General features: G+C 63.1%; 13 protein-coding genes, 3 rRNA genes and 1 pseudogene. 13 read left to right on the top strand and 4 right to left on the bottom strand.

What is annotated here, in order from left to right:
• Nucleotides 1–33 precede the first annotated feature (33 nt).
• From cysS to rrf, 11 genes and pseudogenes are all read left to right on the top strand, one after another.
• Nucleotides 34–1,497, top strand: a complete 1,464-nt coding sequence (gene cysS / locus O1A05_RS00175) for a cysteine--tRNA ligase (RefSeq protein ID WP_270106097.1) — start codon at nt 34–36, stop codon at nt 1,495–1,497.
• A gap of 28 nt (nt 1,498–1,525) precedes the next feature.
• Nucleotides 1,526–2,485 carry a 23S rRNA (guanosine(2251)-2'-O)-methyltransferase RlmB gene (gene rlmB, locus O1A05_RS00170; RefSeq protein ID WP_270106096.1) on the top strand — a complete coding sequence of 320 codons (960 nt, stop codon included), beginning with the start codon at nt 1,526–1,528 and terminating at the stop codon, nt 2,483–2,485.
• Nucleotides 2,478–4,610: a glycogen debranching protein GlgX gene (gene glgX / locus O1A05_RS00165; protein ID WP_270106095.1), complete on the top strand. Its 2,133-nt coding sequence runs from the start codon at nt 2,478–2,480 to the stop codon at nt 4,608–4,610. Before rlmB ends, glgX begins: the two co-directional genes overlap by 8 nt.
• A gap of 265 nt (nt 4,611–4,875) precedes the next feature.
• On the top strand, nt 4,876–5,901 hold the full coding sequence (locus tag O1A05_RS00160) for an ABC transporter substrate-binding protein (protein WP_270106094.1): 1,026 nt from the start codon (nt 4,876–4,878) through the stop codon (nt 5,899–5,901).
• A gap of 104 nt (nt 5,902–6,005) precedes the next feature.
• Entirely contained in the window at nt 6,006–6,965 is a 960-nt protein-coding gene (locus O1A05_RS00155) for an ABC transporter permease (RefSeq protein WP_270106093.1), read from the top strand.
• A complete protein-coding gene (locus tag O1A05_RS00150) occupies nt 6,958–7,749 on the top strand; it encodes an ABC transporter ATP-binding protein (RefSeq protein WP_270106092.1) in 792 nt (263 codons plus the stop codon). Before O1A05_RS00155 ends, O1A05_RS00150 begins: the two co-directional genes overlap by 8 nt.
• 107 nt (nt 7,750–7,856) lie before the next feature.
• Nucleotides 7,857–9,965 carry an alpha-1,4-glucan--maltose-1-phosphate maltosyltransferase gene (locus O1A05_RS00145; protein WP_442867673.1) on the top strand — a complete coding sequence of 703 codons (2,109 nt, stop codon included), beginning with the start codon at nt 7,857–7,859 and terminating at the stop codon, nt 9,963–9,965.
• Nucleotides 9,966–9,994: 29 nt separating this feature from the next.
• Nucleotides 9,995–12,223: pseudogene (gene glgB, locus O1A05_RS00140) on the top strand (1,4-alpha-glucan branching protein GlgB); the annotation flags it as partial.
• Between the two features lie 512 nt (nt 12,224–12,735).
• A 16S ribosomal RNA gene (locus O1A05_RS00135) occupies nt 12,736–14,265 on the top strand.
• Between the two features lie 586 nt (nt 14,266–14,851).
• Nucleotides 14,852–17,960, top strand: a 23S ribosomal RNA gene (locus O1A05_RS00130).
• 164 nt (nt 17,961–18,124) lie between these two features.
• Nucleotides 18,125–18,241: ribosomal RNA gene (gene rrf / locus O1A05_RS00125) — 5S ribosomal RNA — on the top strand.
• The 16S, 23S and 5S rRNA genes sit together here, the layout of an rRNA operon.
• Nucleotides 18,242–18,388: 147 nt before the next feature.
• On the opposite strand, the gene O1A05_RS00120 is transcribed toward rrf, so the two are convergent.
• Genes O1A05_RS00120 through O1A05_RS00105 form a run of 4 tightly spaced genes read right to left on the bottom strand, consistent with a single transcriptional unit; the run spans nt 18,389 to nt 23,405 of the window.
• The gene (locus O1A05_RS00120; protein ID WP_270106091.1) at nt 18,389–19,990 is read right to left on the bottom strand and encodes a dipeptide ABC transporter ATP-binding protein; all 1,602 of its coding nucleotides are present in this window, start codon (nt 19,988–19,990) and stop codon (nt 18,389–18,391) included.
• A complete protein-coding gene (locus O1A05_RS00115; RefSeq protein ID WP_270106090.1) occupies nt 19,987–20,784 on the bottom strand; it encodes an ABC transporter permease in 798 nt (265 codons plus the stop codon). The genes O1A05_RS00120 and O1A05_RS00115 overlap by 4 nt, the downstream gene beginning before the upstream one ends.
• The gene (locus O1A05_RS00110) at nt 20,781–21,728 is read right to left on the bottom strand and encodes an ABC transporter permease (protein WP_270106089.1); all 948 of its coding nucleotides are present in this window, start codon (nt 21,726–21,728) and stop codon (nt 20,781–20,783) included. The genes O1A05_RS00115 and O1A05_RS00110 overlap by 4 nt, the downstream gene beginning before the upstream one ends.
• A 3-nt stretch (nt 21,729–21,731) precedes the next feature.
• On the bottom strand, nt 21,732–23,405 hold the full coding sequence (locus tag O1A05_RS00105) for an ABC transporter substrate-binding protein (protein ID WP_270106088.1): 1,674 nt from the start codon (nt 23,403–23,405) through the stop codon (nt 21,732–21,734).
• 100 nt (nt 23,406–23,505) lie between these two features.
• Here O1A05_RS00105 and O1A05_RS00100 point away from each other — a divergent pair, with 100 nt between their 5' ends.
• The gene (locus tag O1A05_RS00100; RefSeq protein ID WP_270106087.1) at nt 23,506–23,997 is read left to right on the top strand and encodes a GNAT family N-acetyltransferase; all 492 of its coding nucleotides are present in this window, start codon (nt 23,506–23,508) and stop codon (nt 23,995–23,997) included.
• Complete coding sequence (locus tag O1A05_RS00095; RefSeq protein WP_270106086.1) at nt 23,994–25,379, top strand: FAD-binding oxidoreductase; 1,386 nt, start codon at nt 23,994–23,996, stop codon at nt 25,377–25,379. The genes O1A05_RS00100 and O1A05_RS00095 overlap by 4 nt, the downstream gene beginning before the upstream one ends.
• The last annotated feature ends 70 nt before the right edge of the window (nt 25,380–25,449 follow it).

Raw genomic sequence — 25,449 nt, 5'->3', positions numbered from 1 at the left:
TGGTGCGGTATAAAGCCGGTAGAATCCAACACCGTGGCACAACGTTTCTATGACACCAAGACGGCACAGGTTCGCGACTTCACTCCGCTGCGCGCGGGAGAGGTCTCGATCTACTACTGCGGCGCGACCGTCCAGGGGCTGCCGCACGTCGGCCACGTCCGCTCGGCGATTGCCTTCGACATCCTGATCCGATGGTTGCGCGCCACCGGGCTGCGCGTCACCTCGGTACGCAACGTCACCGACATCGACGACAAGATCCTGGAGAAATCGGCGGCGTCCTACGACACCGAGCAGACTCCGCAGCCGCCCTATATTGCCCAGGAGCCCTGGTGGGCCCTGGCCTACCGCTTCGAGCAGGCATTCACCGCCGCCTTTGACAGCCTCGGCGTGCTGCGCCCCACCTACGAGCCACGCGCCACCGGGCACATCACCGAGATGTTCGAGCTGATTCAGCGTTTGATGGACGCCGGCTACGCCTACTCGGCCACGGATGACTCCGGCGACGTGTACTTCACCGTGCGTGAATGGGACCGCTACGGCGAGCTCACCCGCCAAGACGTCGACGACATGCAGGCCGCACCGGATGCGGACCCGCGCGGCAAACGCGACCCGCGCGATTTCGCCCTGTGGAAGGGTCACAAGGACAGCGACCCAGACACCGCTTCCTGGGCCTCCCCGTGGGGGAGAGGCCGCCCCGGCTGGCACCTAGAATGCTCCGCCATGTCCACCAAGTACCTGGGCGGAACCTTCGACATTCACGGTGGCGGGCTCGATCTGCGCTTCCCGCACCACGAAAACGAGCTGGCCCAGTCGGCCGCCGCTGGAGACGAGTTCGCCCGCTTCTGGATGCACAACGGCTTGGTCACCTACGAAGGCGAAAAAATGTCCAAATCCGTGGGCAACACCGTCTCGCCCGAAGAGATGCTCGCCGCAGCCCGACCCACCGCGGTCCGCTACTTCCTCGGCCAGGCGCACTACCGCTCACCGTTGGACTACCGGCCCACCTCGCTCGAGGAGGCGACTACCGCGGTCGAGCGCATCGAAAACTTCCAGACCAAAGCCCGGGCCGCCCTGCGAGACGACATCGCCGCCCTGCCTGAGGTACTCGTGGACGCCGTGCCGGAGGCGTTCCGTACGGCCATGGAAGATGACCTGAACGTGCCCCAGGCACTGGCCAGCCTGCACGCCACTGTGCGCGCAGGCAACACCGCCCTGGCCGAGAACGACACCACTGCATTGCGCGATCGGCTGCTGGAAGTCGACGCCATGGTGCGCATCCTGGGTCTCGACGAGGTGCCCGAAGGCTCCTGCCATGACGGCGACAGCGCCGCCAGCCACGCCCTCGCCGCCCTCGTGGACGCCCAGATTCAGGCTCGTGCGACCGCCCGCGAGCAGCGCGACTGGGCTGCCGCCGACGCGATCCGCGACCAGCTGGCCGCGGCCGGCATCACCCTGGCCGACTCTGCTGACGGCGTCACCTGGACGCTCGAGAGCTGACCCGCACCGCCACCGAAAGGACCACACCATGGCAACAGCACGACGCCCCGGCGCTGCCCGCAAGTCCACTAAAAAAGGCCCCACCAAGGGCAGCGGCGGTCAACACCGTAAGTCCCTGGCCGGTCGCGGTCCCACGCCCAAGGCCGAGGATCGCACCTGGCACAAGAGCTACAAGCCCACTCAGCAGCGCCAGCAGCGCAACACCCGCTCGCGCCACAAGGACGAAACCGTGGCCGGCCGCAACCCGGTGGTCGAAGCCCTCCGCTCCGATATTCCGGCCCGCGCCCTGCACATGGCCCCGCGCCTGGAGATGGATGAGCGCGTCAAAGAAGCGCTGAAGCTGGCAGCAGAACGCGGTATTCCGGTGATGGAGACCACCCGGATCGAGCTCGACCGGATGACCAACGAGGCCAACCACCAGGGCATGGCGCTGCAGGTACCACCCTACGAGTACGAAGACGGCGTCACCGTAGCCGACCGACTGATGCAAGAATGGGACAAGGGCTACCTGCGCACCCCGCCGCTGCTGATCGCCCTGGATTCCATCACCGACCCCCGCAACCTCGGGGCCATCATCCGCTCGGCTTCTGCTTTTGATGCTCACGGCGTGGTGGTGCCGGCCCGCCGCTCGGTGGGGGTGACTGCCACCGCGTGGAAGACCTCCGCCGGTGCCGCCGCCCGGGTGCCCGTCTCACAGGTGTCGAACCTGAACAACGCGCTCGTCGAGTACAAGAAACTCGGCTACTTCGTGCTGGGCCTCGACGGCGACGGCGACCAGTCCCTGCCCGGACTGCCCCTCGCCACCGACCCGATCTGTCTCGTGGTCGGCTCCGAGGGCAAGGGCCTCTCCCGGCTGGTGCGCGAACACTGCGACCAGATCGTCTCCATCCCGATCGCCTCCGAGATGGAATCGCTCAACGCTTCGATGGCGGTCGGCATTTCCCTGTACGAAATCGCGGTAGCGCGGGCGGGCGGACGCGGTGACTGAACCGCAACACCCCTCGCGCCCGACGCCGCTGGGCGCCTCGGCCGCGTCTGGAACACATCATCGGGAACCCGAGGCAGCCGCCGAGTCGTGCCAGTGCGTGAACCTGGCCGTCTACGCCCCCGGACTCACCGAGGTCGACGTCGTCTTCACCACCGGTGGCTTCCCCCGAGACGCCGCACCGACGGCAGCAGACCTGCACCGCGTGGAATTACCCGGATTCAACCACGGGGTGCACCACGGCACCCTCACTGGACTCGATCACGGCAGCCTCTACGCGTTCATCCCGCGGGACCGGGATCTGGAACCGACCGGCCCGGTGGTGGGCGGACTGCTGGACCCGTGCGGCGACGCCGTCGAGACCCGCGAGGGGATTCACTGGTCCACCCGGGTGGACCGCAGTTTTGACTGGGGTGATGTCACCGCACCCGACACCGCTCTGCGCGACACCATCATCTACGAAGCCCACGTGATCGGGCAGACAAAATTACACCCGGAGATCCCCGAGCACCTGCGCGGCACCTACGCCGGGCTCGCACACCCGGTGATGATCGCTTACCTGCAGCGCTTGGGCATCACCGCGGTCGAGTTGCTGCCCGTGCACCACCATGCCGACGAGTCCCATCTGTCGGAGCTCGGGCTGGAGAACTATTGGGGCTACAACACCCTGTCGTTCTTCTCCCCGCACCCCAGCTACGCCACCGTCGACGCCCAGCGGCGCGGCCCCCAAGCCGTGGCGGACGAATTCAAGGGCATGGTCCGGCTGCTCCACGAGGCCGGCATTGAGGTGATTCTCGACGTGGTCTACAACCACACGGCTGAAGAAGGCCCCACCGGCCCCACCTACAGCTGGCGCGGGCTGGGGGAGCGCGCCTACTACCGCCACGTCGATGACAGTCCGGACTCCGACTACCTGGACACCACCGGCTGCGGAAACACCCTGAACTTCGCCGACGCCACCGTGGTGCGCATGGCCCTGGACTCGCTGCGCCGCTGGGTCGAGGAATTCGGGGTGGATGGCTTCCGCTTCGACCTGGCCGTCTCCCTGGGCCGCGACGCTCACCACCACTTCACCCCGCAGCACCCGTTCTTGGTGGCCGTGACCTCCGATCCGGTGCTCTCCCAAGTCAAGCTGATTTCCGAACCCTGGGACGTCGCGGTCGGAGGCTGGCAGACCGGGCGCTTCCCGCCCGGCTTCCGTGACTGGAACGACCATTTCCGCGACACCGTGCGAGATTTCTGGGTGACCTCACGTGCCGCCCTCGACCACGGCGATCGACCCAGCCCCCTGGGCGGTCTGGCCGATGTGCTCTCCGGATCCCAAGGGCTCTTCGCCCCCTCGGGGCGTTCGGCGCTGTCCAGCGTGAACTACGTGACCGCCCACGACGGATTCACCCTGCGCGACCTGGTGTCGTACAACCACAAACACAACGAGGCCAACGGCGAAGACAACCGCGACGGCACCGAGAACAACCGGTCGTACAACCACGGTGCCGAAGGCCCCACCGATGAGACCCACGTGGAGCAATCCCGGCAGCGCACCATGCGCAATGTGATGGTCACCCTGCTGATGTCGCTGGGCGTGCCGATGATCACCGCCGGTGACGAGCTCGGCCGCAGCCAGTCTGGCAACAACAACGCCTACTGCCAGAACAACGAGCTCTCATGGACCGATTGGCCGCGACTGCTCGAAGACCCGGCAGCCCAGACCATGCACGCCATCACCCGGCGGATGATCCGACTGCGCCGGGCGTTCCTGGCCGACCAGCCCTACACCTACCCCTCTCGCGACTCGGGGCACATGATGTGGTTCAACGCCGACGGCGAACCCATGACCCAGCAGGAATGGGAGAGTCCCTCGGTGCGGGTGCTGCAGCAGCTCATCGGCATCCCGGGCGGGCGGACCTCCGGGCTCGTGATCTTCAACGCCGGACTCGACGCCGACGTCGTCCGCGTTCCCCGCTCCCAACCCGGGGCAGAGAACCTGCTGGGAGATCTGGTCGGCGGAGAACTGGTGCTGGCACTGAGCACCCACGGCGAACGCGACCGCGTGGGATCGACCGTGGGCCCCGGAGACGTGCTGGCGATCCCTGGATACTCGATCTCCATTTACGCGCTCTCACAGTGATCCGAGCCACTCGCGGCGCGGGTGTGGAAGCATGGTGTCTGCAGAACACGCACCATCAGCTTCCGCCGGATACGTTTCGACTGCGAGATCATCTATTTGGTAGACACATTGATCGGTACGCGGTGGACTGAAGCGGCATCTTGTGGCAAAGTTGACTGTGATAGAAGTCACATCACACCTGATGGTCAATCGTTCTGTTCATCCACGCGATTCCCGCACCCCGCGCGAATCGTTATCTGTTGGTTGACGAGAGAGGGAGCACCCCATGAAACTGTCACACCTTGCACGCACCACGGCGGTGCTCGCAGCAATCGGCCTGACCGTCACTGCGTGCGGTTCCAACGGCGACGGCGGAGCGGCCGACGAGGGCGGCGCCGAAGGCGAGTCCTACTCGATCGGCATCTCGCAGTACGTTTCCCACCCCGCGCTCGACGCCACCGCGGCCGGCTTCAAGGAAGCCTTCGAAACCGCCGGAGCCGAGGTCACCTGGGATGAGCAGAACTCCCAGGCCGACCAGGGCACCATGAACAACATCTCCGGCAACTTCGCCCAGTCGGATCACGACCTGATCTTCGCGATTGCCACCCCCTCCGCCATCTCGGCCGCCACCGCCATCACCGATCGTCCGATCGTCTTCGGCGCTGTCACCGATCCGGTGGACGCCTCGCTCGTGGCCGACTGGGAGGCTCCCGGCGGCAACGTCACCGGCGTCTCCGATATGAACCCCGTCCACGAACAGCTCGAGCTGCTCCAGCAGATCGCCCCCGACGCCGAGACCGTGGGCATCGTCTACTCCTCGGCCGAATCGAACTCGGTGGTCCAGGTGGAAGCCGCACGCGACGCCGCTGAGGAACTCGGACTGGAACTGGTCGAACGCGCCATCACCAACACCAACGAGGTGCAGCAGGGCGTCCAGGCGCTCGGCGACGTCGATGCTATCTACGTGCCCACCGACAACACGGTGGTCTCCGGCCTGGAATCGGTGCTCTCCTACGGTATCGACCAGCAGATCCCCGTGATCTCCGCCGACACCGACTCCGTGGAACGCGGCGCGGTGGCCACCTACGGCATCGACTACCACGCCCAGGGCGTGCAGGCCGGCGAGATGGCGCTGCGCATTCTGCAGGGTGAGTCCGAGCCGGCCGACACCCCGGTGGAGACCGTGCCCTCCGAAGACCTCGAGGTCGTCGTGAACCAGGAAGCCGCCGAGCAGATGGGCATCACCCTGCCCGAGGACCTGCTGACTGACGCCCGCGACGTCGCCGACGCTGAGGGCGAGGACGAAGAATAATCTCGCGCTACCCATTCGGCGGGGTCGGCCGCGCACATCCCCACGGCCGGCCCCGCCGATACCATCCATCCGAAACACCCCGACGGAAAGCTGGACGATAGATCATGATCGTCGCACTCGAACTCGGTCTGATCTACGCGATCATGGCCCTCGGTGTCTACCTCACCTTCAAGATTCTCGACTTCCCCGACCTCACCGTCGACGGATCCTTCACCACCGGCGCCGCCACGGCCGCCGTGCTCATCACCCAGCAGGTAAACCCGCTGCTCGCCATGGGCGCGGCCTTCCTCGTGGGCACCCTCGCCGGACTCATTACCGGCCTGTTGCACGCCAAGGGAAACATCAACCCGCTGCTGGCCGGCATTCTGACCATGCTGGCCCTGTACTCGGTCAACCTGCGCATCATGGGCAATCGAGCTAATGCGCCGCTGCTGGGCCAAGAAACCGTGTTTACCTGGTTCTCTCAGGCCGGGCTGCGCGGCACCTGGGGCGCGGTGATTATCCTGTTGATCTGCGTGCTCATCATTAAGTTCGCCTTGGACTGGTTCCTCTCCACCGACATGGGCCTGGCCCTGCAGTCCACCGGCGACAACCAGGAAATGATCCGCTCCTTCGGTGTCTCCACCGACCGGATGAAGATCATCGGTCTGATGCTCTCCAACGGTTTGGTTGCCCTGTGCGGCTCGATCATCGCCCAGTACCAGGGTTCCGCCGACATCTCCATGGGTATCGGTCTGATTCTGGTGGGCCTGGCCTCCGTGATCATCGGTCAGGCGATCTTCGGCACCCGCACCGTCATCATCGCCACCTTCGCCGTCGTCGTGGGAGCCGTACTTTACCGCCTAGCCATCCAGTACGCGCTGACCGCCGGGCTGAACCCCAACGACATGCGCCTCATCTCCGCGGTACTCGTGGTGGCCGCTCTGCTGCTGCCGCAGTGGAAGATCTTCCGCAGATTCTCGCTGCGCCGGAAGAACAAGAAGGTCGAGAACTTGAACAAGGAAGCCGCCGAAGAAGCCGCCGTCGAGGCCGAAGAAGCTGGAAAGGTGGGCCACCGTGCTTGAGTTGAGCAACGTCAACAAGACGTTCTTCCCGAACACCGTCAACGAGCGCAAGGCGTTGCGCGGCGTGAACCTGCACCTGAGCGACGGCGATTTCGTCACCGTGATCGGCTCCAACGGCGCAGGTAAGTCCACGGTGCTGAACACGATCGCGGGCAAGCTTCGTCCCGACTCCGGTACCGTGACCATCGCCGGTAAGGACGTCACCAAAATGCCCGACCACCGGCGCGCTGCCTATGTGGGCCGGGTGTTCCAGGATCCTATGGCCGGCACCAGCCCGGACCTGACGATCGAACAGAACATGGCCCTGGCCGCCCGCCGCGGCCAGTCGCGCGGGCTGGGCCTCGGGGTGACCAAGGCCAAGCGCACGCAATGGGCCGAGGAACTGCTGGCCCTGGAACTCGGCCTCGAGCACCGTCTCAAGGCCAAGGTGGGACTGCTCTCCGGCGGTCAGCGCCAGGCACTGAGCCTGCTGATGGCTACGTTCTCGCAGCCCAAGATTCTGCTGTTAGACGAGCACACCGCGGCCCTGGACCCTCAGCGTGCCGAACTGGTCACCCGGCTCACGGAAAAAGTCGTCTCCGAGCAGAAGCTCACCACGCTGATGGTCACCCACAACATGGCCCAGGCGCTGGAGGTCGGCAACCGGCTGATCATGATGCACGACGGCGAAATCATCCTCGACGTCGAGGCGGAAAAGAAAGCCACCATGACCGTCGAAGACCTGCTCGGCGAATTCACCAAAATCAAGGGAGCGACGTTGGGCGACCGTTCCCTGCTGCAATAAGCCCGCACCATCACCTCACCTCCGCCGCGAAGGCCCCGTGACCGGTCAATCGACCATAGCCTCGGGGCCTTCGTGCTGGATAGGCTAATGCCGTGGCGAAAAAACATGTGAACCGCTCCCGACGCACCCCCTCGAACTCCGGCGGCACACCCTCATCTCCCGAGGTCACGGTGACCCGCATCCCCGTCACGGCCGTTGAGCCCGTGATTGACTGCGGCCGCTACGCAGCCAAAGCCATCGTCGGTGAAGACGTGGCCGTGGCCGCCACGGTCTTCCGCGAGGGCCACGACCAGCTCGGCGCCACCGTGGTCCTCACCGATGCCGCGCAACGCGAAGTCCAGCGGGTGCGGATGCGCCCTGGAGCGCCCGGCACCGACCGCTTCCACGCCACCCTGCGCCCCAGCGGGATTGGCCTGCACACCTTTACCATCGAGTCCTGGTCCGACCCGCACGCCACGTGGGTCCATGCCGCCAGCGTGAAGATCGAAGCTGGCGTCGACGTCGAGCTGATGCTGCAGGAAGGGGTGCACCTCTTCCGCGACGCCGCCTCCCGGCCCGAGTACGACCCCGCCCAGCAAGCGGTGCTCACTGCCGCCGCCCAGACCCTCGCCGATGAGGCCCTGCCCGTTCCCGACCGCCTTGCCGCCGGAAACTCGTCCGCCGTGCACGAGGTCTTCGTCGTCCAGCCGCTGCGCGACCTGGTAGGCGTCACCGGTCCCTTCCCGCTGGACGTGCAACGTCGCCTGGCCGGGGCCGGATCCTGGTACGAGTTCTTCCCCCGCTCCGAGGGCGCACGCTTCGACGAGGAGACCTCGGCCTGGGTTTCCGGCACCTTCCAGACTGCCTCGCGCCGCCTGCCCGAGGTCGCCGCCATGGGGTTCGACGTCGTGTACCTGCCACCGATCCACCCCATCGGCACGGTGCACCGCAAGGGCCGCAACAACTCCCTGACCACCCGCGACGGCGACCCCGGATCACCGTGGGCCATTGGATCCGCCGACGGTGGGCATGACGCCATCCATCCGGAGCTGGGTACCGAAGCCGACTTCGCCGACTTCGTCAGCGTGGCCGCGGCACACGACCTCGAGATCGCCCTGGACCTGGCCCTGCAGTGCGCCCCCGACCACCCCTGGGTTCAGGCACACCCAGAATGGTTCACCCAGCGCGCCGACGGTTCCATCGCCTACGCCGAGAACCCGCCCAAGAAATACCAGGACATCTACCCGCTGAACTTCGACCGCGACCCGGAGGGCCTCTCCGCCGCGGTGCTGAAGGTCGTGCAGTTGTGGGTGTTCCGCGGTGTGAAGATCTTCCGCGTGGATAACCCGCACACCAAGCCCCTGTGGTTCTGGGAGTGGCTCATCGCACGGGTCCGCGCCGAGCACCCCGAGGTGGTGTTCCTGGCTGAAGCCTTCACCCGCCCGGCGATGATGCACGCGCTGGGCCGGGTCGGATTCCAACAGTCGTACTCGTACTTCACCTGGCGGAACTCCCGGGAAGAACTGGCTAACTACCTTGCTGAGGTCACCCAGCGCACCGCCGGGTACTACCGCCCGAACTTCTTCGTGAATACCCCGGACATCCTCACCGAATACCTGCAATTCGGTGGACCGGCCGCGTTTAAAATCCGGGCGGTCCTCGCCGCGCTCTCCAACCCACTGTGGGGCGTCTACGCAGGATTCGAACTCTACGAGCACGTGGCCCGCCCGGGCGCCGAGGAGTACATCGACAACGAAAAGTACGAGTACCGGCCCCGCGATTTTGCCGGAGCCGAAGCTCGCGGGCAGTCCCTGGCACCCTATCTGCGCCGGCTCAACGAGATCCGCCGCGCCCACCCCGCCCTGCAACAACTGCAGAATCTGACCCTCCACGAGGCCGACACCGAGCACATCCTGGTGTTCTCCAAAACCCGTACCGCCCTGCCCGAGGGCTGGCACGCCGACGCCGAGACGGTCACCGACCACGACCACCTCGGCCCCGGGGAAGACACCCTCATCGTCGTCGTCAACGTGGACCCGCACACCGCCCATGAAGCCACCGTGCGCCTCGACCTCAACGCCCTCGGCCTGCACCAGCACGACCTCGACGCCGCCGGCACCTTCGACGTCGAAGACCTGATCACCGGGGCGCGCTACCACTGGGGTGACGCCAACTATGTCCGGCTCGACCCGTTCGTCGAGCCCGCCCACGTGCTGCACGTGATACGGCGCCCATGACCGCCATCCCGAAGAAATCGGAGACTACGATGACCGCATCGACCGCACCGCTGACGGTGTCCCCGGACGTGCTCAGCGCCGTCGCCGAGGGCCGGTACCACCAGCCGCACGAGGTGCTGGGTGCCCATGCCACCGCTGACTCCGTGACGTTCCGGATTCTGCGACCGATGGCCGAGGCCGTGAGTATCCGCACCGACACCGGCGAGACCCTGCGTCTGCAGCACGAACACCAGGGCATCTGGGTGGGGGTGCTCACCGACCAGCCCGAAGGCCAGGTCCCCGGCTACCGCTACACCGTGCGCTACCCGGGGGGACAGGACACCGTCCACGACGACCCCTACCGCTATCTGCCCACCCTGGGCGAGATGGACCTGCACCTGCTCAGCGAGGGACGGCACGAAAAACTCTGGACCGTGCTGGGCTCCCGCATCCGCCGCTATTCCACGCCCCAAGGCGAAGTATCCGGGGCGTCCTTCGCACTGTGGGCACCCCACGCCCAGGCCGTGCGCGTCATCGGCGACTTCAACTCCTGGGATGGCCGCCTGCATGCTATGCGTACCCTCGGCGGTTCCGGGGTCTGGGAACTGTTCCTTCCCGACGTCGACGCCGGAGCGGTGTACAAGTATCAGATCCTCACCCGCCACGGTCAGTGGGTCGACCGCGCCGACCCCCTGGCCCGCTGGACCGAAGTCCCGCCGCGCACCGGTTCCCGGGTCGAGGAGTCCCGCTACGCATTCCACGACGACGACTGGATGGTCGCCCGCCAGCGGAATAACGTGCACCAGGGTCCGATGTCCATCTACGAAATTCACGCCGGATCCTGGCGTCCGCCGGGTGCCGATTCCGACGCCCAGGTCAGCTACCGGCAGCTGGCCGACGAGCTCGTCGAGTATGTGTCCTGGCAGGGCTTCACCCACGTCGAATTTCTGCCCCTGGCCGAGCACCCCTTCGGTGGATCCTGGGGTTACCAGGTCACCGGCTATTACGCGCCCACCTCGCGCTTCGGCACCCCGGACGACCTGCGCTATCTGATTGACCGGCTGCACCAGGCGGATATTGGCGTCATCATGGACTGGGTTCCCGCCCACTTCCCGAAAGACGAATGGGCGCTGGCCAACTTCGACGGCGAACCGCTCTACGAGTACGCCGACCCGCGTAAGGGCGAGCACCCCGACTGGGGGACCAAAGTCTTCGACTACGGCCGTAACGAGGTCCGCAATTTCCTCGTCGCCAACGCCCTGTACTGGCTGGAAGAATTCCACATCGACGGGCTCCGCGTCGACGCCGTGGCCTCCATGCTCTACCTCGACTACTCCCGAGAGCAAGGGGGCTGGGTCCCCAATGTGCACGGAGGCAACCACAACCTCGAGGCAATCTCGTTCCTCCAGGAAGTCAACGCCACCGCCTACCGTGAGCACCCCGGCGTTATCATCATCGCCGAAGAATCCACCGCCTTCGACGGTGTCACCAGACCCACCGAACAGAACGGGCTCGGTTTCGGCAAAAAATGGAACATGGGCTGGATGCACGACAGCCTTAACTACCTCAGCGAGGACCCGATCAACCGGGTGTGGCACCACGGCACCATGACCTTCTCGATGGTCTACGCCTACTCGGAGCGCTATGTGCTGCCGTTGTCCCACGACGAGGTCGTCCACGGTAAGGGTTCCCTCCTCGCCCGCATGCCCGGCGACCGGTGGCAGCAGCTGGCCGGACTGCGCGCCTACTACGGGTACATGTGGGCGCACCCGGGCAAAAAGCTGCTCTTCATGGGCGGCGAGTTTGCCCAAGAAGACGAATGGTCTGAGGCCCATGGGCTCGATTGGTGGCAGACCGAGAAGCCGGGGCACAAGGGCGTGATGAAAGCCGTGCGCGATCTGAACGCTCAGTACCGTGCCACCCCAGCACTGTGGGAACTCGACGACGAACCGGCCGGTTTCACCTGGATCGACGGCGGGGACAGCGCCCGCAACCTGTTCAGCTTCATCCGCTGGTCCGCCGAGGGAACCCCGCTGGTCTGCCTGTCTAACTTCTCCGGAACCGAACACCGCGATGTTGTCGTCGGGCTGCCGTCCGCAGGCTCCTGGGCCGAGACGTTCAACTCCGATGCTTCCGCCTATGGGGGAGCGGGCAAAGGCAACCTCGGAAAAATCGTTGCCGACGGGCCGGCGGAGCATGGACAACCGACCAGTGGCAGCATCACTGTCCCGGCGCTGACGACCCTGTACTTTGTGCCGGAAAAACAGCAATTTCGGTGACCTCGGTCACCTTTTGGATCATTTTTGACCGAAAACCGCCGATTCAACGGTGCCGGCCCCTCCAATAACCGCGGAATCATGCGGAAGTCGGGCGCTTTTGGGTCGATTTTGCACCTCCGCGGAACGTGTGTAAAGTATTCATTCGTGCCCAGGAAAACACCGGGAAAACGGTGAGAGAACGGGCGCAGATGGACCGCAAGGAACGTCGCTCTAGCAACTTAATATCGATCAGATGAGATCACGATCACGCAGATCGGATTTGACACGGATCGAGACAGGGTATAAGTTAGAAAAGTTGCTCCGGGAGAGCGGAGATCGAAAAGATCTCCAGGACATCGGAAGCCGACTGTTGTTTGAGAACTCAATAGTGTGCCAAGTTTGTTGATGCCAATTTTATTTATTGGTAATTACTTCTCCTGGGGTGCCTCGTCGCTCTCAGGGGAGTTTTTGCTGGGATTTTGGGGCGTGCTGGTTTTTCCGGCTGGTGCGTTTCCTTTTTCTTTTTGTATTTTTTTACGGAGAGTTTGATCCTGGCTCAGGATGAACGCTGGCGGCGTGCTTAACACATGCAAGTCGAACGATGAAGACTCCTGCTTGCAGGGGTTGGATTAGTGGCGAACGGGTGAGTATCACGTGAGTAACCTTCCCTTGACTCTGGGATAAGCCCGGGAAACTGGGTCTAATACTGGATATGATCTTTCACCGCATGGTGGAAGGTGGAAAGATTTATCGGTCTTGGATGGACTCGCGGCCTATCAGCTTGTTGGTGAGGTAATGGCTCACCAAGGCGACGACGGGTAGCCGGCCTGAGAGGGTGACCGGCCACACTGGGACTGAGACACGGCCCAGACTCCTACGGGAGGCAGCAGTGGGGAATATTGCACAATGGGCGCAAGCCTGATGCAGCGACGCCGCGTGAGGGATGACGGCCTTCGGGTTGTAAACCTCTTTCAGTAGGGAAGAAGCCTTTCGGGGTGACGGTACCTGCAGAAGAAGCGCCGGCTAACTACGTGCCAGCAGCCGCGGTAATACGTAGGGCGCGAGCGTTATCCGGAATTATTGGGCGTAAAGAGCTCGTAGGCGGTTTGTCGCGTCTGCTGTGAAAGCCCGGGGCTTAACTCCGGGTCTGCAGTGGGTACGGGCAGACTAGAGTGCAGTAGGGGAGACTGGAATTCCTGGTGTAGCGGTGAAATGCGCAGATATCAGGAGGAACACCGATGGCGAAGGCAGGTCTCTGGGCTGTTACTGACGCTGAGGAGCGAAAGCATGGGGAGCGAACAGGATTAGATACCCTGGTAGTCCATGCCGTAAACGTTGGGCACTAGGTGTGGGGGACATTCCACGTTTTCCGCGCCGTAGCTAACGCATTAAGTGCCCCGCCTGGGGAGTACGGCCGCAAGGCTAAAACTCAAAGGAATTGACGGGGGCCCGCACAAGCGGCGGAGCATGCGGATTAATTCGATGCAACGCGAAGAACCTTACCAAGGCTTGACATGTGCCAGATCGCCATAGAGATATGGTTTCCCTTTTGGGCTGGTTCACAGGTGGTGCATGGTTGTCGTCAGCTCGTGTCGTGAGATGTTGGGTTAAGTCCCGCAACGAGCGCAACCCTCGTTCCATGTTGCCAGCGGGTTATGCCGGGGACTCATGGGAGACTGCCGGGGTCAACTCGGAGGAAGGTGGGGACGACGTCAAATCATCATGCCCCTTATGTCTTGGGCTTCACGCATGCTACAATGGCCGGTACAATGGGTTGCGATACTGTGAGGTTGAGCTAATCCCAAAAAGCCGGTCTCAGTTCGGATTGGGGTCTGCAACTCGACCCCATGAAGTCGGAGTCGCTAGTAATCGCAGATCAGCAACGCTGCGGTGAATACGTTCCCGGGCCTTGTACACACCGCCCGTCAAGTCACGAAAGTTGGTAACACCCGAAGCCGGTGGCCTAACCCTTGTGGGGGGAGCCGTCGAAGGTGGGACTGGCGATTGGGACTAAGTCGTAACAAGGTAGCCGTACCGGAAGGTGCGGCTGGATCACCTCCTTTCTAAGGAGCTTTCTTCAACACGTTTTTGCTGGGTCGCCTTGGTGGTGGCCTGGTGGTGTTGGGGTGTTGTCCTGTTTCATCGCCGAGTGTGTGGTGGCAGTGACTGCTCATGGGTGGAACATCAACATTCTTTGTGCCGTGCTAAGTGCATGGCTGGCGATCCTGGTAGTACTACTGATGCTCTTTTGAGTGTCGGGTGTGGAGGCTGTGGGTTGTTGGTCGTGGTGTTAGGTGGGTTTCTTTGGTGCACTATTGGGTCCTGGGATAACAGGACTGGCAAAAATGGTTTTGCTGGAACGATGGTTGTTCTAGTTTTGCCTGTCGCATGGGCTGGCCTACTGGTTTTGGTGGGTTGGTTGGTGTGTGTGGGTTGTTGTTTAGGTAACTATATAGTGGACGCGAGCATCTTATTTTTGTGACACATGCTGCTTTGAGTGGTGTGTGTCTGTCGAGAGTATTTGTTTGTTATCTGTGTGATGACCGCATCATCATCATGGCTGGCCGGCCTCTTTTTGGGGTGGTTTGGTTGTGTGTGGTGTGTGGTTGTTTTTAGCTCATTATTTATGATGATGGCTTAGTGTTTTGTGGCTAAGTTGTTAAGAGCACATGGTGGATGCCTTGGCAGTAGGAGCCGATGAAGGACGTGGGAATCTGCGATAAGCCTGGTGGAGTTGATAACCGAGCGTTGATACCAGGATGTCCGAATGGGGAAACCCCGCACGACGCGTTAGCGTGTTCGTGTGACCGCTGGTTGAACACATAGACCAGTTGGAGGGAACGCAGGGAAGTGAAACATCTCAGTACCTGCAGGAAGAGAAAACAACAGTGATTCCGTGAGTAGTGGCGAGCGAAAGCGGATGAGGCTAAACCTGGAGCGTGTGATACCCGGCAGGGGTTGCGTTTCAGGGGTTGTGGGAGCATGCGTGATGGGTCTGCCGGCCTGTTGCAGTTGGTGCGCGTTGAGACGAACAGGTTTGGTTGCCTGACCGTAGAGGGTGGAAGTCCCGTAGTTGGTCTGCGTTGCGCTGCTGGTGTGTTTCCCGAGTATCACGGGGCCCGAGAAATCCCGTGTGAATCTGCCAGGACCACCTGGTAAGCCTAAATACTTCCTACTGACCGATAGTGAATCAGTACCGTGAGGGAATGGTGAAAAGTACCCCGGGAGGGGAGTGAAATAGTACCTGAAACCATGTGCTTACAATCCGTCAGGGCCTGGATCTTGTGTCTGGGTGATGGCGTGCCTTTTGAAGAATGAGCCTGCGAGTCAGTGATACGTGGCAAGGTTAACCCGTGTGGGGTAGCCGTAGCGAAAGCGAGTCTGAATAGGGCGTTTGAGTCGCGTGTTCTGGACCCGAAGCGGAGTGATCTACCCATGGCCAGGTTGAAGCGTGTGTAAGAGCACGTGGAGGACCGAACCCACTTAGGTTGAAAACTGAGGGGATGAGCTGTGGGTAGGGGTGAAAGGCTAATCAAACTCCGTGATAGCTGGTTCTCCCCGAAATGCATTTAGGTGCAGCGTCGCGTGTTTCTTCCTGGAGGTAGAGCTACTGGATGGCTGATGGGCCCTACAAGGTTACTGACGTCAACCAAACTCCGAATGCCAGGTAAGTGAGAGCGCGGCAGTGAGACTGTGGGGGATAAGCTTCATAGTCGAGAGGGAAACAGCCCAGATCATCGGTTAAGGCCCCTAAGCGTGTGCTAAGTGGGAAAGGATGTGGAGTTGCTGAGACAACCAGGAGGTTGGCTTAGAAGCAGCCACCCTTGAAAGAGTGCGTAATAGCTCACTGGTCAAGTGATTCCGCGCCGACAATGTAGCGGGGCTCAAGCACACCGCCGAAACCGTGACAATGAACCGTTTGGTTTGTTGGGTAGGGGAGCGTCGTGTACGTGGTGAAGCCGCAGTGTGAACTGGTGGTGGAATGTGCACGAGTGAGAATGCAGGCATGAGTAGCGAAAGACGGGTGAGAAACCCGTCCGCCGGATGACTAAGGGTTCCAGGGTCAAGCTAATCTGCCCTGGGTAAGTCGGGACCTAAGGCGAGGCCGACAGGCGTAGTCGATGGACAACGGGTTGATATTCCCGTACCGGTGGTAAACCGTCCATGCTGATCTGGTGATACTAACCACCCGAACCTGCCTAGATCACCCTTCGGGGTGACGTGGCAGGGGAGCGTGGGACCTGAACTGGGGAGGCAAACGTATTAACAGGTGTGACGCAGGAAGGTAGCCAGGCCGGGCAATGGAATCGTCCCGGTCTAAGAGTGTAGGGTGTCTGGTTGGTAAATCCGCTGGGCGTGTGCCTGAGACTTGATGGGCTCCCACGATGTGGGAGATCTGGTGATCCTATGCTGCCTAGAAAAGCATCGGCGTGAGGTTGACACTGCCCGTACCCTAAACCGACACAGGTAGTCAGGTAGAGAATACTAAGGCGATCGAGAGAATCATGGTTAAGGAACTCGGCAAAATGCCCCCGTAACTTCGGGAGAAGGGGGGCCCCAACTGTGACACCTACTTGCTGGGTGGAGCGGGTCAGGGCCGCAGAGACCAGGGGGAAGCGACTGTTTATCAAAAACACAGGTCCATGCGAAGTCGTAAGACGATGTATATGGACTGACTCCTGCCCGGTGCTGGAAGGTTAAGAGGACCTGTTAGCTGCACTTGTGTGGCGAAGCGGAGAATTTAAGCCCCAGTAAACGGCGGTGGTAACTATAACCATCCTAAGGTAGCGAAATTCCTTGTCGGGTAAGTTCCGACCTGCACGAATGGAGTAACGACTTCCCCGCTGTCTCAACCGTGAACTCGGCGAAATTGCATTACGAGTAAAGATGCTCGTTACGCGCAGAAGGACGGAAAGACCCCGAGACCTTTACTATAGTTTGGTATTGGTGTTCGGTATGGCTTGTGTAGGATAGGTGGGAGACTGTGAAGCCCTCACGCTAGTGGGGGTGGAGTCATCGTTGAAATACCACTCTGGTCATAGTGAACATCTAACTTCGGCCCGTGATCCGGGTCAGGGACAGTGCCTGATGGGTAGTTTAACTGGGGCGGTTGCCTCCTAAATGGTAACGGAGGCGCCCAAAGGTTCCCTCAGCCTGGTTGGCAATCAGGTGTTGAGTGTAAGTGCACAAGGGAGCTTGACTGTGAGAGTGACAGCTCGAGCAGGGACGAAAGTCGGGACTAGTGATCCGGCGGCTCGTTGTGGAACGGCCGTCGCTCAACGGATAAAAGGTACCTCGGGGATAACAGGCTGATCTTGCCCAAGAGTCCATATCGACGGCATGGTTTGGCACCTCGATGTCGGCTCGTCGCATCCTGGGGCTGGAGTAGGTCCCAAGGGTTGGGCTGTTCGCCCATTAAAGCGGTACGCGAGCTGGGTTCAGAACGTCGTGAGACAGTTCGGTCCCTATCCTCTGCGCGCGTTGGAGAATTGAGAAGGTCTGTCCTTAGTACGAGAGGACCGGGACGGACGAACCTCTGGTATGTCAGTTGTACCGCCAGGTGCATGGCTGATTGGCTACGTTCGGGATGGATAACCGCTGAAAGCATCTAAGCGGGAAGCCGGCTTCGAGATGAGTTCTCCTTACAATTTATTGTGTGAGGTTCCCAGTAGATGACTGGGTTGATAGGCTGGGTGTGGAAGCGCGGACTAAAGACGTGTGGAGCTGACCAGTACTAATAGACCGAAGACTTAATCACAATTTTTCACTTGTAGGTAACAAGCGTTGTTTGCGTCCACTGTATGGTTATGTGAACACCAGCCCGTTGGGTTTGTGTGTTGGTAATTGGATAGAGTGTAGTGTGTGTTTGTAGCATGCCTTGGTTTTACCCGCCTCCTTGTGTGGGGGTGTGGTTGGTAGAGTTACGGCGGTCATAGCGTGGGGGAAACGCCCGGTCCCATTCCGAACCCGGAAGCTAAGACTCATTGCGCCGATGGTACTGCATGCGGGAGCGTGTGGGAGAGTAGGTCGCCGCCGGACATTTTTTTGAGTGGTGTGGGCCCAGTACGGTGTTGTACTGGGCCCCACCCATTTAAGCAGCGAACTGCCCCGTCCTTTCGAGGACGGGGCCGTTTTGTTTAAGCGGGTGGTTCCTTGGTGAGGGCAGATCGTCACGATCGTGGTGGGCTAGGCGCTGAAGGGGCCGCGTAGTGTCGACTGAGCGGCGAGGAGCTGCTGAGTGTACAGATGCTGAGGGGCAGTGAAGATATCGCCCACAGGCCCCTGCTCCACGGCGGCTCCCTGGTACATGACCAAGACCTGATCACTCATGTGCTCAATGACGGAGAGGTCATGGCTGATCAACAGGTAGCTGGTGTGGTGTTCCAACTGAATTTCGTCTAACAGATCCAGGACGGTGGCCTGTACGGAGACATCGAGCGCGGATACTGGTTCATCGAGGATCAGCACCTGCGGGTTGGTCGCCAGGGCCCGGGCAATAGCTAGTCGCTGCCGTTGGCCCCCTGAGAGCTCCCAGGGCTTCCTCCGCAGTGTGGTCTCGGCCAGATGGACCTGGTTCAGGAGTTTCACCACTCGTCCACGAGCAGAACCACGTCTGCGGCTGGCACCACGGGTCACAGCATCAGTCAGCACCTCGGCGACCGTATGTCTCGGATCAAAGGACCCCATGGGGTTCTGATACACGGCGCCGATCGCAGAACGCAGCGCTCGTCGCTGAGACTCGCGCTGGGGTACGAACGTGTTTCCCTGGAGCTGTACCTCACCCTGATCGGGACACTCCAGGCCCAGTACCATTCGCGCCGTCGTGGTTTTCCCTGACCCGGACTCTCCCACCATGCCCAGAGTCTGGCCGGCAGCGATACGGAAGCTGACGTCCTGTACGGCAGTGCGCCCCTGGAAGGTCCTGCTCAGCTGATTCACCACGAGTGGGAACTTATTGCTAGAGCTCGGCCCTGTTGGGGGCGTGCGGGGGGTCGTGGTGATGCTGAGTGGCTGATGGCGTGGAACCCCGGTGGGGATGGCACGCAGCAACATCTGGGTGTATGCGTGCTGTGGGTCTTCTAGTACTTGTGCGGCCGGTCCGGCCTCGACGATTTCACCCTGACGCATCACGGCAATGTCGTCCGCGACCTGGGCGACTTGCGCGAGGTCATGGCTGATCATCAGCACGGCCCGTCCCTGGTGTTTGATGCCGTTGAGCTGGTCGAGGACGAGCGCGGTAAGCCGGGTATCCAACGCCGTCGTCGCCTCATCCGCGATCACCATGTCGGGATCACCCAGGAGTGCTTGGGCAATGAGCGCGCGTTGGCGCATGCCGCCGGAGAGCTGTGGGCTGCGCTGCTGGGCCCGATAGGCGGGTTCGTCCATGCCTGCATCGGTGAGAGCCTGGATGACCCGTTCGTGCCGTTGGGCGCGGTTGAGCTTCGTATGTTCTCTGAGGAGATCCTCGATCTCGCGGTGAATGGGGCGCAGCGGATCGAGCGCCATCAGGGCGTCCTGCAAGATCATCGAGACGCGGGCCCCGCGCAGGCGGCGCCATTGCGGGTCGGTGAGGTTGCGGGCGTCTTGGCCGACCACGGTGAGCTCCTTGGCGTTGACGCGCCCACCGGAGAGCCCCAACAGGGCGCGGGCGGTGACGGATTTCCCGGACCCGGATTCTCCGACGAGTGCGAGGCAGGAGCCGGCCTCGAGGGTGAAGGAGACGTTCTTAACCGCGGTGAGGGCGCCGAAGCGGATGGAAAGCTTCGAGACGGAGGCGGCGGTGGTCATATGGTCCTCACTCGTCCGCCCAGGGCGCGGCCGATCAGGGTGGTGCCGGCGGCGACGGTGACGATGGCTAGGCCGGGGAACAGGGTCATCCACCAGGCGAAGTGCAGATACGTGCGCCCTGCGGCGAGCATGGCACCCCACTCAGGCTCGGGTGGGGGAGTTCCCAGGCCGAGGAAGCTCAGGGCGGAGGCCCAGATGACGGCTTGGCCGACACCGAGGGTGATGAGCGCGGTGAGGGAGCGCAGCGCGTTGGGAATGAGGTGGTTGGTGGCCTTCTGCCAGGGGGTGCGGCCCAGCACGGTGGCGGCTTCGAGCATTTCTGAGCCACGGAGATGGCGGATCTGGGAGCGGACCAGGCGCGCATAGCCGGGCGCCGTCGATAATCCGACCGCGATGATGGCGGGCCAGGTGCCGGGGCCGGTGAAGGCGATAATCAGCAGGGCCATCAGCAGTGACGGGATGGAATAGAGGGCTTCGAGGGTGCGCAGCACGACGGCGTCCAACCAGCGCGGGGCCATGGCCGCCAGGGTTCCGAGGATAACGGCGATGCTCATGCCGAGTCCGGTGGCGGCAAGGCCGATGAACAGGGAATCGCGGGTGCCGTGGATGACGCGGGAGAAGATGTCGCGACCGGATTCGTCGGTGCCCATCAGGTGCGCCCAGCTGGGGCCCTGGAATGCGTCGGCGGGGGAGACAGCCAGCGGCGGGTATGGGGAGATCCAGCCGGGGGCCAGCGAGATGACGGCGAGCAGGGCGCAGAAGATCAGGGAGGCGAGGGCGGCGGGGCGGCTCATGCGTGGCTCCGCTCGGGGTCGAGTGCGCGTTCGGCGGCTTCGGCCAGGGCCATCACCACGATGTAGATCAGCGCGGAGAAGATCGCGATGCCGGTGACCATAGGGATGTCGCGCGAAAGCACAGCGGAGAGCAGGGCACGGCCGAGGCCGGGGCGGGCGAAGACGGCCTCGACGACCACCGCACCGGAGAGTAGCGACGAGAACGCCCAGCCGCTGAGGTTCACCGCGGGCAGGGAAGCGTGGCGCAACCCGTGGCGCCAGAAGACACTGGACCGGCTGGCCCCGCGGGCCCGGGCGGCCAGAGCGAATTCGGAGCCCATCGCCGTCGTCAGCGAGTCGCGCATCACCTGGGCCAGGAACCCGGCCAGCGGCAGGGCCAGCGTGGCTGCGGGCAGGATGAGCCCCGCCGTCGTGCCGTCATTCACTGACGGCAGCCAGCCCAGTGCCGAGGAGAAGATCAGGATGAGCACGGAACCCAGCCAGAAGTGCGGGACGGCGGCCGCCACGATCTCCAGCAGGGTGCTGACGTGACGGCCGATCGCCCCGGCCCGCAGAGAGACCAGGGCGAATCCCAACGCCAGCACCCAGGCCAGGACCAGGGCGATGACGGCCAGGCGCAGGGTGGCTGGCAGGACATCGCCCATCACCTCGGTGACCGGGGTGCGCAGCGCGTAGGAGGACCCGAAATCCAGCCGGGCGATGTTACCCAGGAAGATCAGGTACTGCACGCCCAGCGGTCGGTCGAGACCGTGCTGGGCTCGGGCTGCGGCCAGGGCTTCCTCGGAGGCTTGGGAGCCCGGTCCACCCATGATGGCCTCGGCCGGGTCGCCGGGGATGGCGCGAATGCCCAGGAAGATGGCGGTCGCGACCAGCCAGAGCACGACGACCGCGCCGAGCGCGTGCCGTGCCAGCCAGCGGAGACTCCCCAGGGCGCGCCGCGGCATCGGCTACTGCTCGAGGAACACGTTGTAGTAGATGGGGCTGGAGACCGCGGTGGTCTCGCCCATGCCGTGGACGTCGTCGCTGTAGAGGAAGTGGTTCTGCTGGTCGTAGAGCGGCAGCACGTAGTAGTCCTCTAACACGGTGCGCTGGGCCCGCTCGTAGAGCTGCTCGCGTTCGGCATCGTCGGAAGTCTGCTCGGCCTCGATCAGGATCTCGTCGAGCTCATCCAGGGTGACCTGCGCGTTGTTGGCGAAGTAGCCGGAGGGTGCGGGCACGGTGGAGTCGGAGTGGTAGAGGATGCGTAGCACCGAGGGGCCGACCTTCGTGTAGGGCGCGGAGACGAGATCGTAGTTGTGCTCGGCCAGGGCGCCGTACCAGCTGGAGAGATCCAACAGGTTGATGGTGACATCGAACCCGACCTCGGCGGCCTGAGCCTGAAGCTGCTCAAACAGGGACTGCTCGGCAGGCACCGACTGGTTGGTGGAGACCGGGAACGTCAGCTCCAGGCGCTCGCCGTCGCGGGTGCGCACGCCGTCATCGTCGCGCTCCGTCCAGCCGGCCTCGTCGAGCAGTTCGTTGGCCCGCTCGACGTCCTGACCGAAGAGCGAATCATCACTGACCCCCAAGGGCTCCACGGAGCTGAGCAGCGAGTGGCTGCGCTGCGCGGTACCGAAAAACAAGGACTCCACGGCGGAGTCGACATCCACCGCGCGGATGAACGCTTCGCGCACGGCGGCGTCGTCGAAGGGAGCCTTGGACGAGTTCAGTTCGATGCGGTTGGAGGCGCCGGGGCGAGGAGCGTCGAGGTGACCCAGGTCCGTCTGCTCGGCGGAGGAGATGGTGTCGGGCTGGGCATTATCGATGACATGGACCTCGCCGGACTGCAGTGCCGAGTAACGAGTAGCGGCTTCGGGGATGAAACGCCAGGTGATGCCGTCCAGATAGGAGCCCGGGGTGTCCTCGTCATGCGCGGCGACGTGGGCGTCTTCGGTGGGCAGCACGTAGTCCTCGTTGCGGACCAGATTCACCGCGGTCTGCCGGTCCCAGGACTCGACCTGGAACGGGCCGGTACCCACCGGGTCAGCGCAGTTGGTGTCCTGATCGCGTTCCAGTGCTTCGGGGGACTGGATGGCGGTCCAGATCATGGACAGGGACTCTTCCAGTGCGTTGTCGGGTGCGGAGAGATGGAGCACGGCGGTGCGCTCGTCGGGCAGCTCAATGGACTCGACCTTCTGCACGGCCAGCCAGCCGGTGGAGGAAGCGGTATCAGGGTCCTGCAAGTGCTCGATGTTGGCCTTGACGGCTTCGGCGGTCAGCTCGGTGCCGTCGTGGAAGGTGATGCCCTCGCGGACGGTGATGGTGTGGGTGAGTCCGTCCTCGGAGACCTCGGAGTCTTCGGCCAGCCAGGGGACGATCTCGCCGTCGTCGGTGGCGGTGAACAGGGTCTCCAGGTACTGGGAGGAGACCAACGACTGCGGGTAGTTGCCGCCAACGTGCGGGTCGAGGCAGGTGGGTTCGGCGTCGCCAGAGGCGTAGACCAGGGTGCCGCCGGTGACCGGGGCGACGTCCTCATCGGCGCCGGGAGCGGAGGTATCGGAAGAGCAAGAAGCCAACAACAGGGCCGCGGCAGTGAGGCCACCGGCGACCGAGACCAGGCGTGAGGAAGAACGTGAGTGCATAGCTGTTCAGTCTACTGACCCGCGGGAGGTTCCTTCATGATCCCGGTCACCTCGTGACGCTGTGAGCAGCGCAACAATCCGGTGTTCTACACTGGCGACTATGAGCGACCCGATGACTGTACAGCGAGCACACTGGTACGACCTGGACGCGCGGACCGCCTATGAGATCGCCCGGTTGCGCTACCGGGTGTTCACCATGGGCCAGGGCGTGACCACGGTGGAGGACCTGGACGGACGCGATCTGGAGTCCGGCTCTGAGACCTGGTGGATTGCCGTGGACGGCACCCCGGTGGCGACCCTGCGAGTGCTGCGGGAACCGGTGGGCATTTCGATCGGGCGGGTGGCGACGGATGGCCAGCACCGCGGGCACGGGTATGCCTCGGAGCTCATCACCGCAGCCATGGATGCGCACCGCGGGGAGCGGGTGGAGATTCACGCGCAGGCACACTTGGAAGCCTGGTATGCCGGGTTCGGCACCTACCGGGTGGGTGAAGAGTACTTGGATGCCGAGATCCCGCACGTCACCATGATTAAGGATGCCCCCTCGGCGCTGACCGGTGGTGCCATGGGTGCTGATGCGGAGCGCGCATGAGCGGGGTTGATCGCCAGCAGGTGTTGCACCGGCTGAGCCAGGTGCTGCCTCCGGAGGCGATCGCCACCGATGAGGCCACCCTGGATGCGTACGCCACCGACCACGGGCCCACTGCCGACTGGGAGATCCAGCGGGCGCTCGCCGTCGTGTTCCCGACCTGCACGGACGACGTCGTTGCGCTGATGTGTGCCTCGGCCGAGGAAGGGTTCGCGGTGGTGCCGCGCGGTGCCGGGACCTCGGTGTCGGGAGGAGCTCACGCGCTGCGCGACGCGGTGACGATCTCGCTGGAGCGGATGAATCAGATTCTCAGTATCGACGTGGAGGACCAGACCGCTCGGGTACAGCCCGGGGTGATCAACGCCGAGCTGGGGCAGACGGTTGAACAGCATCGGCTGATGTACGCTCCCGATCCGGCCAGTTACCGGATCTCCACCATCGGCGGCAATGTGGCCACTAACGCCGGAGGGTTGCGTTGCGCGAAATACGGGGTCACCCGCGACTCGGTGTTGTCTCTCGAGGTGGTGTTGGCCGATGGGACCGTGCTGCGCACCGGGACTGGGACCTTCAAGAACGTCTCCGGTTACGACCTGACCGGGCTCTTCGTGGGCTCCGAGGGCACTCTGGGGATCGTCACCGAGATCACGGTGCGGCTGCGTCCGCTCCCCGTGGCAGTGGAGACCGCTTCTGTTTTTGTGGAGGATCTGGAGACGGCAGCGGCCGGGGTGCTGGCTATCAGCCAGGCCGGGGTGCAGCCGGCCATTCTGGAGATGATGGACGGCGCCACCATGGCCGCCCTCGATGCGGCGCATGGTTCGAACCTGGCCGGCCTGGGCGGAGCGTGTCTGTTGGTGCAGACCGACGGTTACGGTGCCGCTGCTGAGATGGACGCGATCCGCGACGCGTTGGCCCCGCTGGGTGCCCAAGTCAGCCCGCCCGGTGATGAGCGGGCCCGTAGCCTGGTTGAGCTGCGTCGTCACGCCCGCGGAGACGACACGGTCACCGAGATCCGGGTTGGCGAAGATGTGGCGGTGCCGAAATCACGGCTCGTGGAGTATGTGCGGGAGGTGCAGCGGATCGGGCGGGACCATGATGTGAAGATCAAGGTGATCGCTCACGCCGGTGACGGCAACCTGCACCCCAGTTTCTGGATCGACGTTGATCAAGGCACGGCCGGGATGGCCCGTCTGGATGCGGCGCTGGATGAGTCCATCCAGGTCGCGCTGGAGATGGGTGGGACTATCACCGGTGAGCACGGCGTGGGCTCGTACAAAGTGCGTTGGTTCGACAGGGAGCACGATGAGCCTGCTATACGGGTACAACGGGAGCTGAAGAACCTCTTCGATCCGGAGCATCGCCTGAACCCGGGACGGGCGATCGCGTAATCCGCGATGCGGTTTGGGAAAACCGGGTGAACGCTCTAAGATTGACCATTGTGGTTGCTCCGCCCGACGG

It is taken from the genome of Citricoccus sp. NR2 (genome assembly GCF_027594385.1).
Classification (GTDB): domain Bacteria; phylum Actinomycetota; class Actinomycetes; order Actinomycetales; family Micrococcaceae; genus CmP2.
Note: the sequence above shows the minus strand (reverse complement) of the source record. Positions and strands in the feature narration are given on the sequence as shown.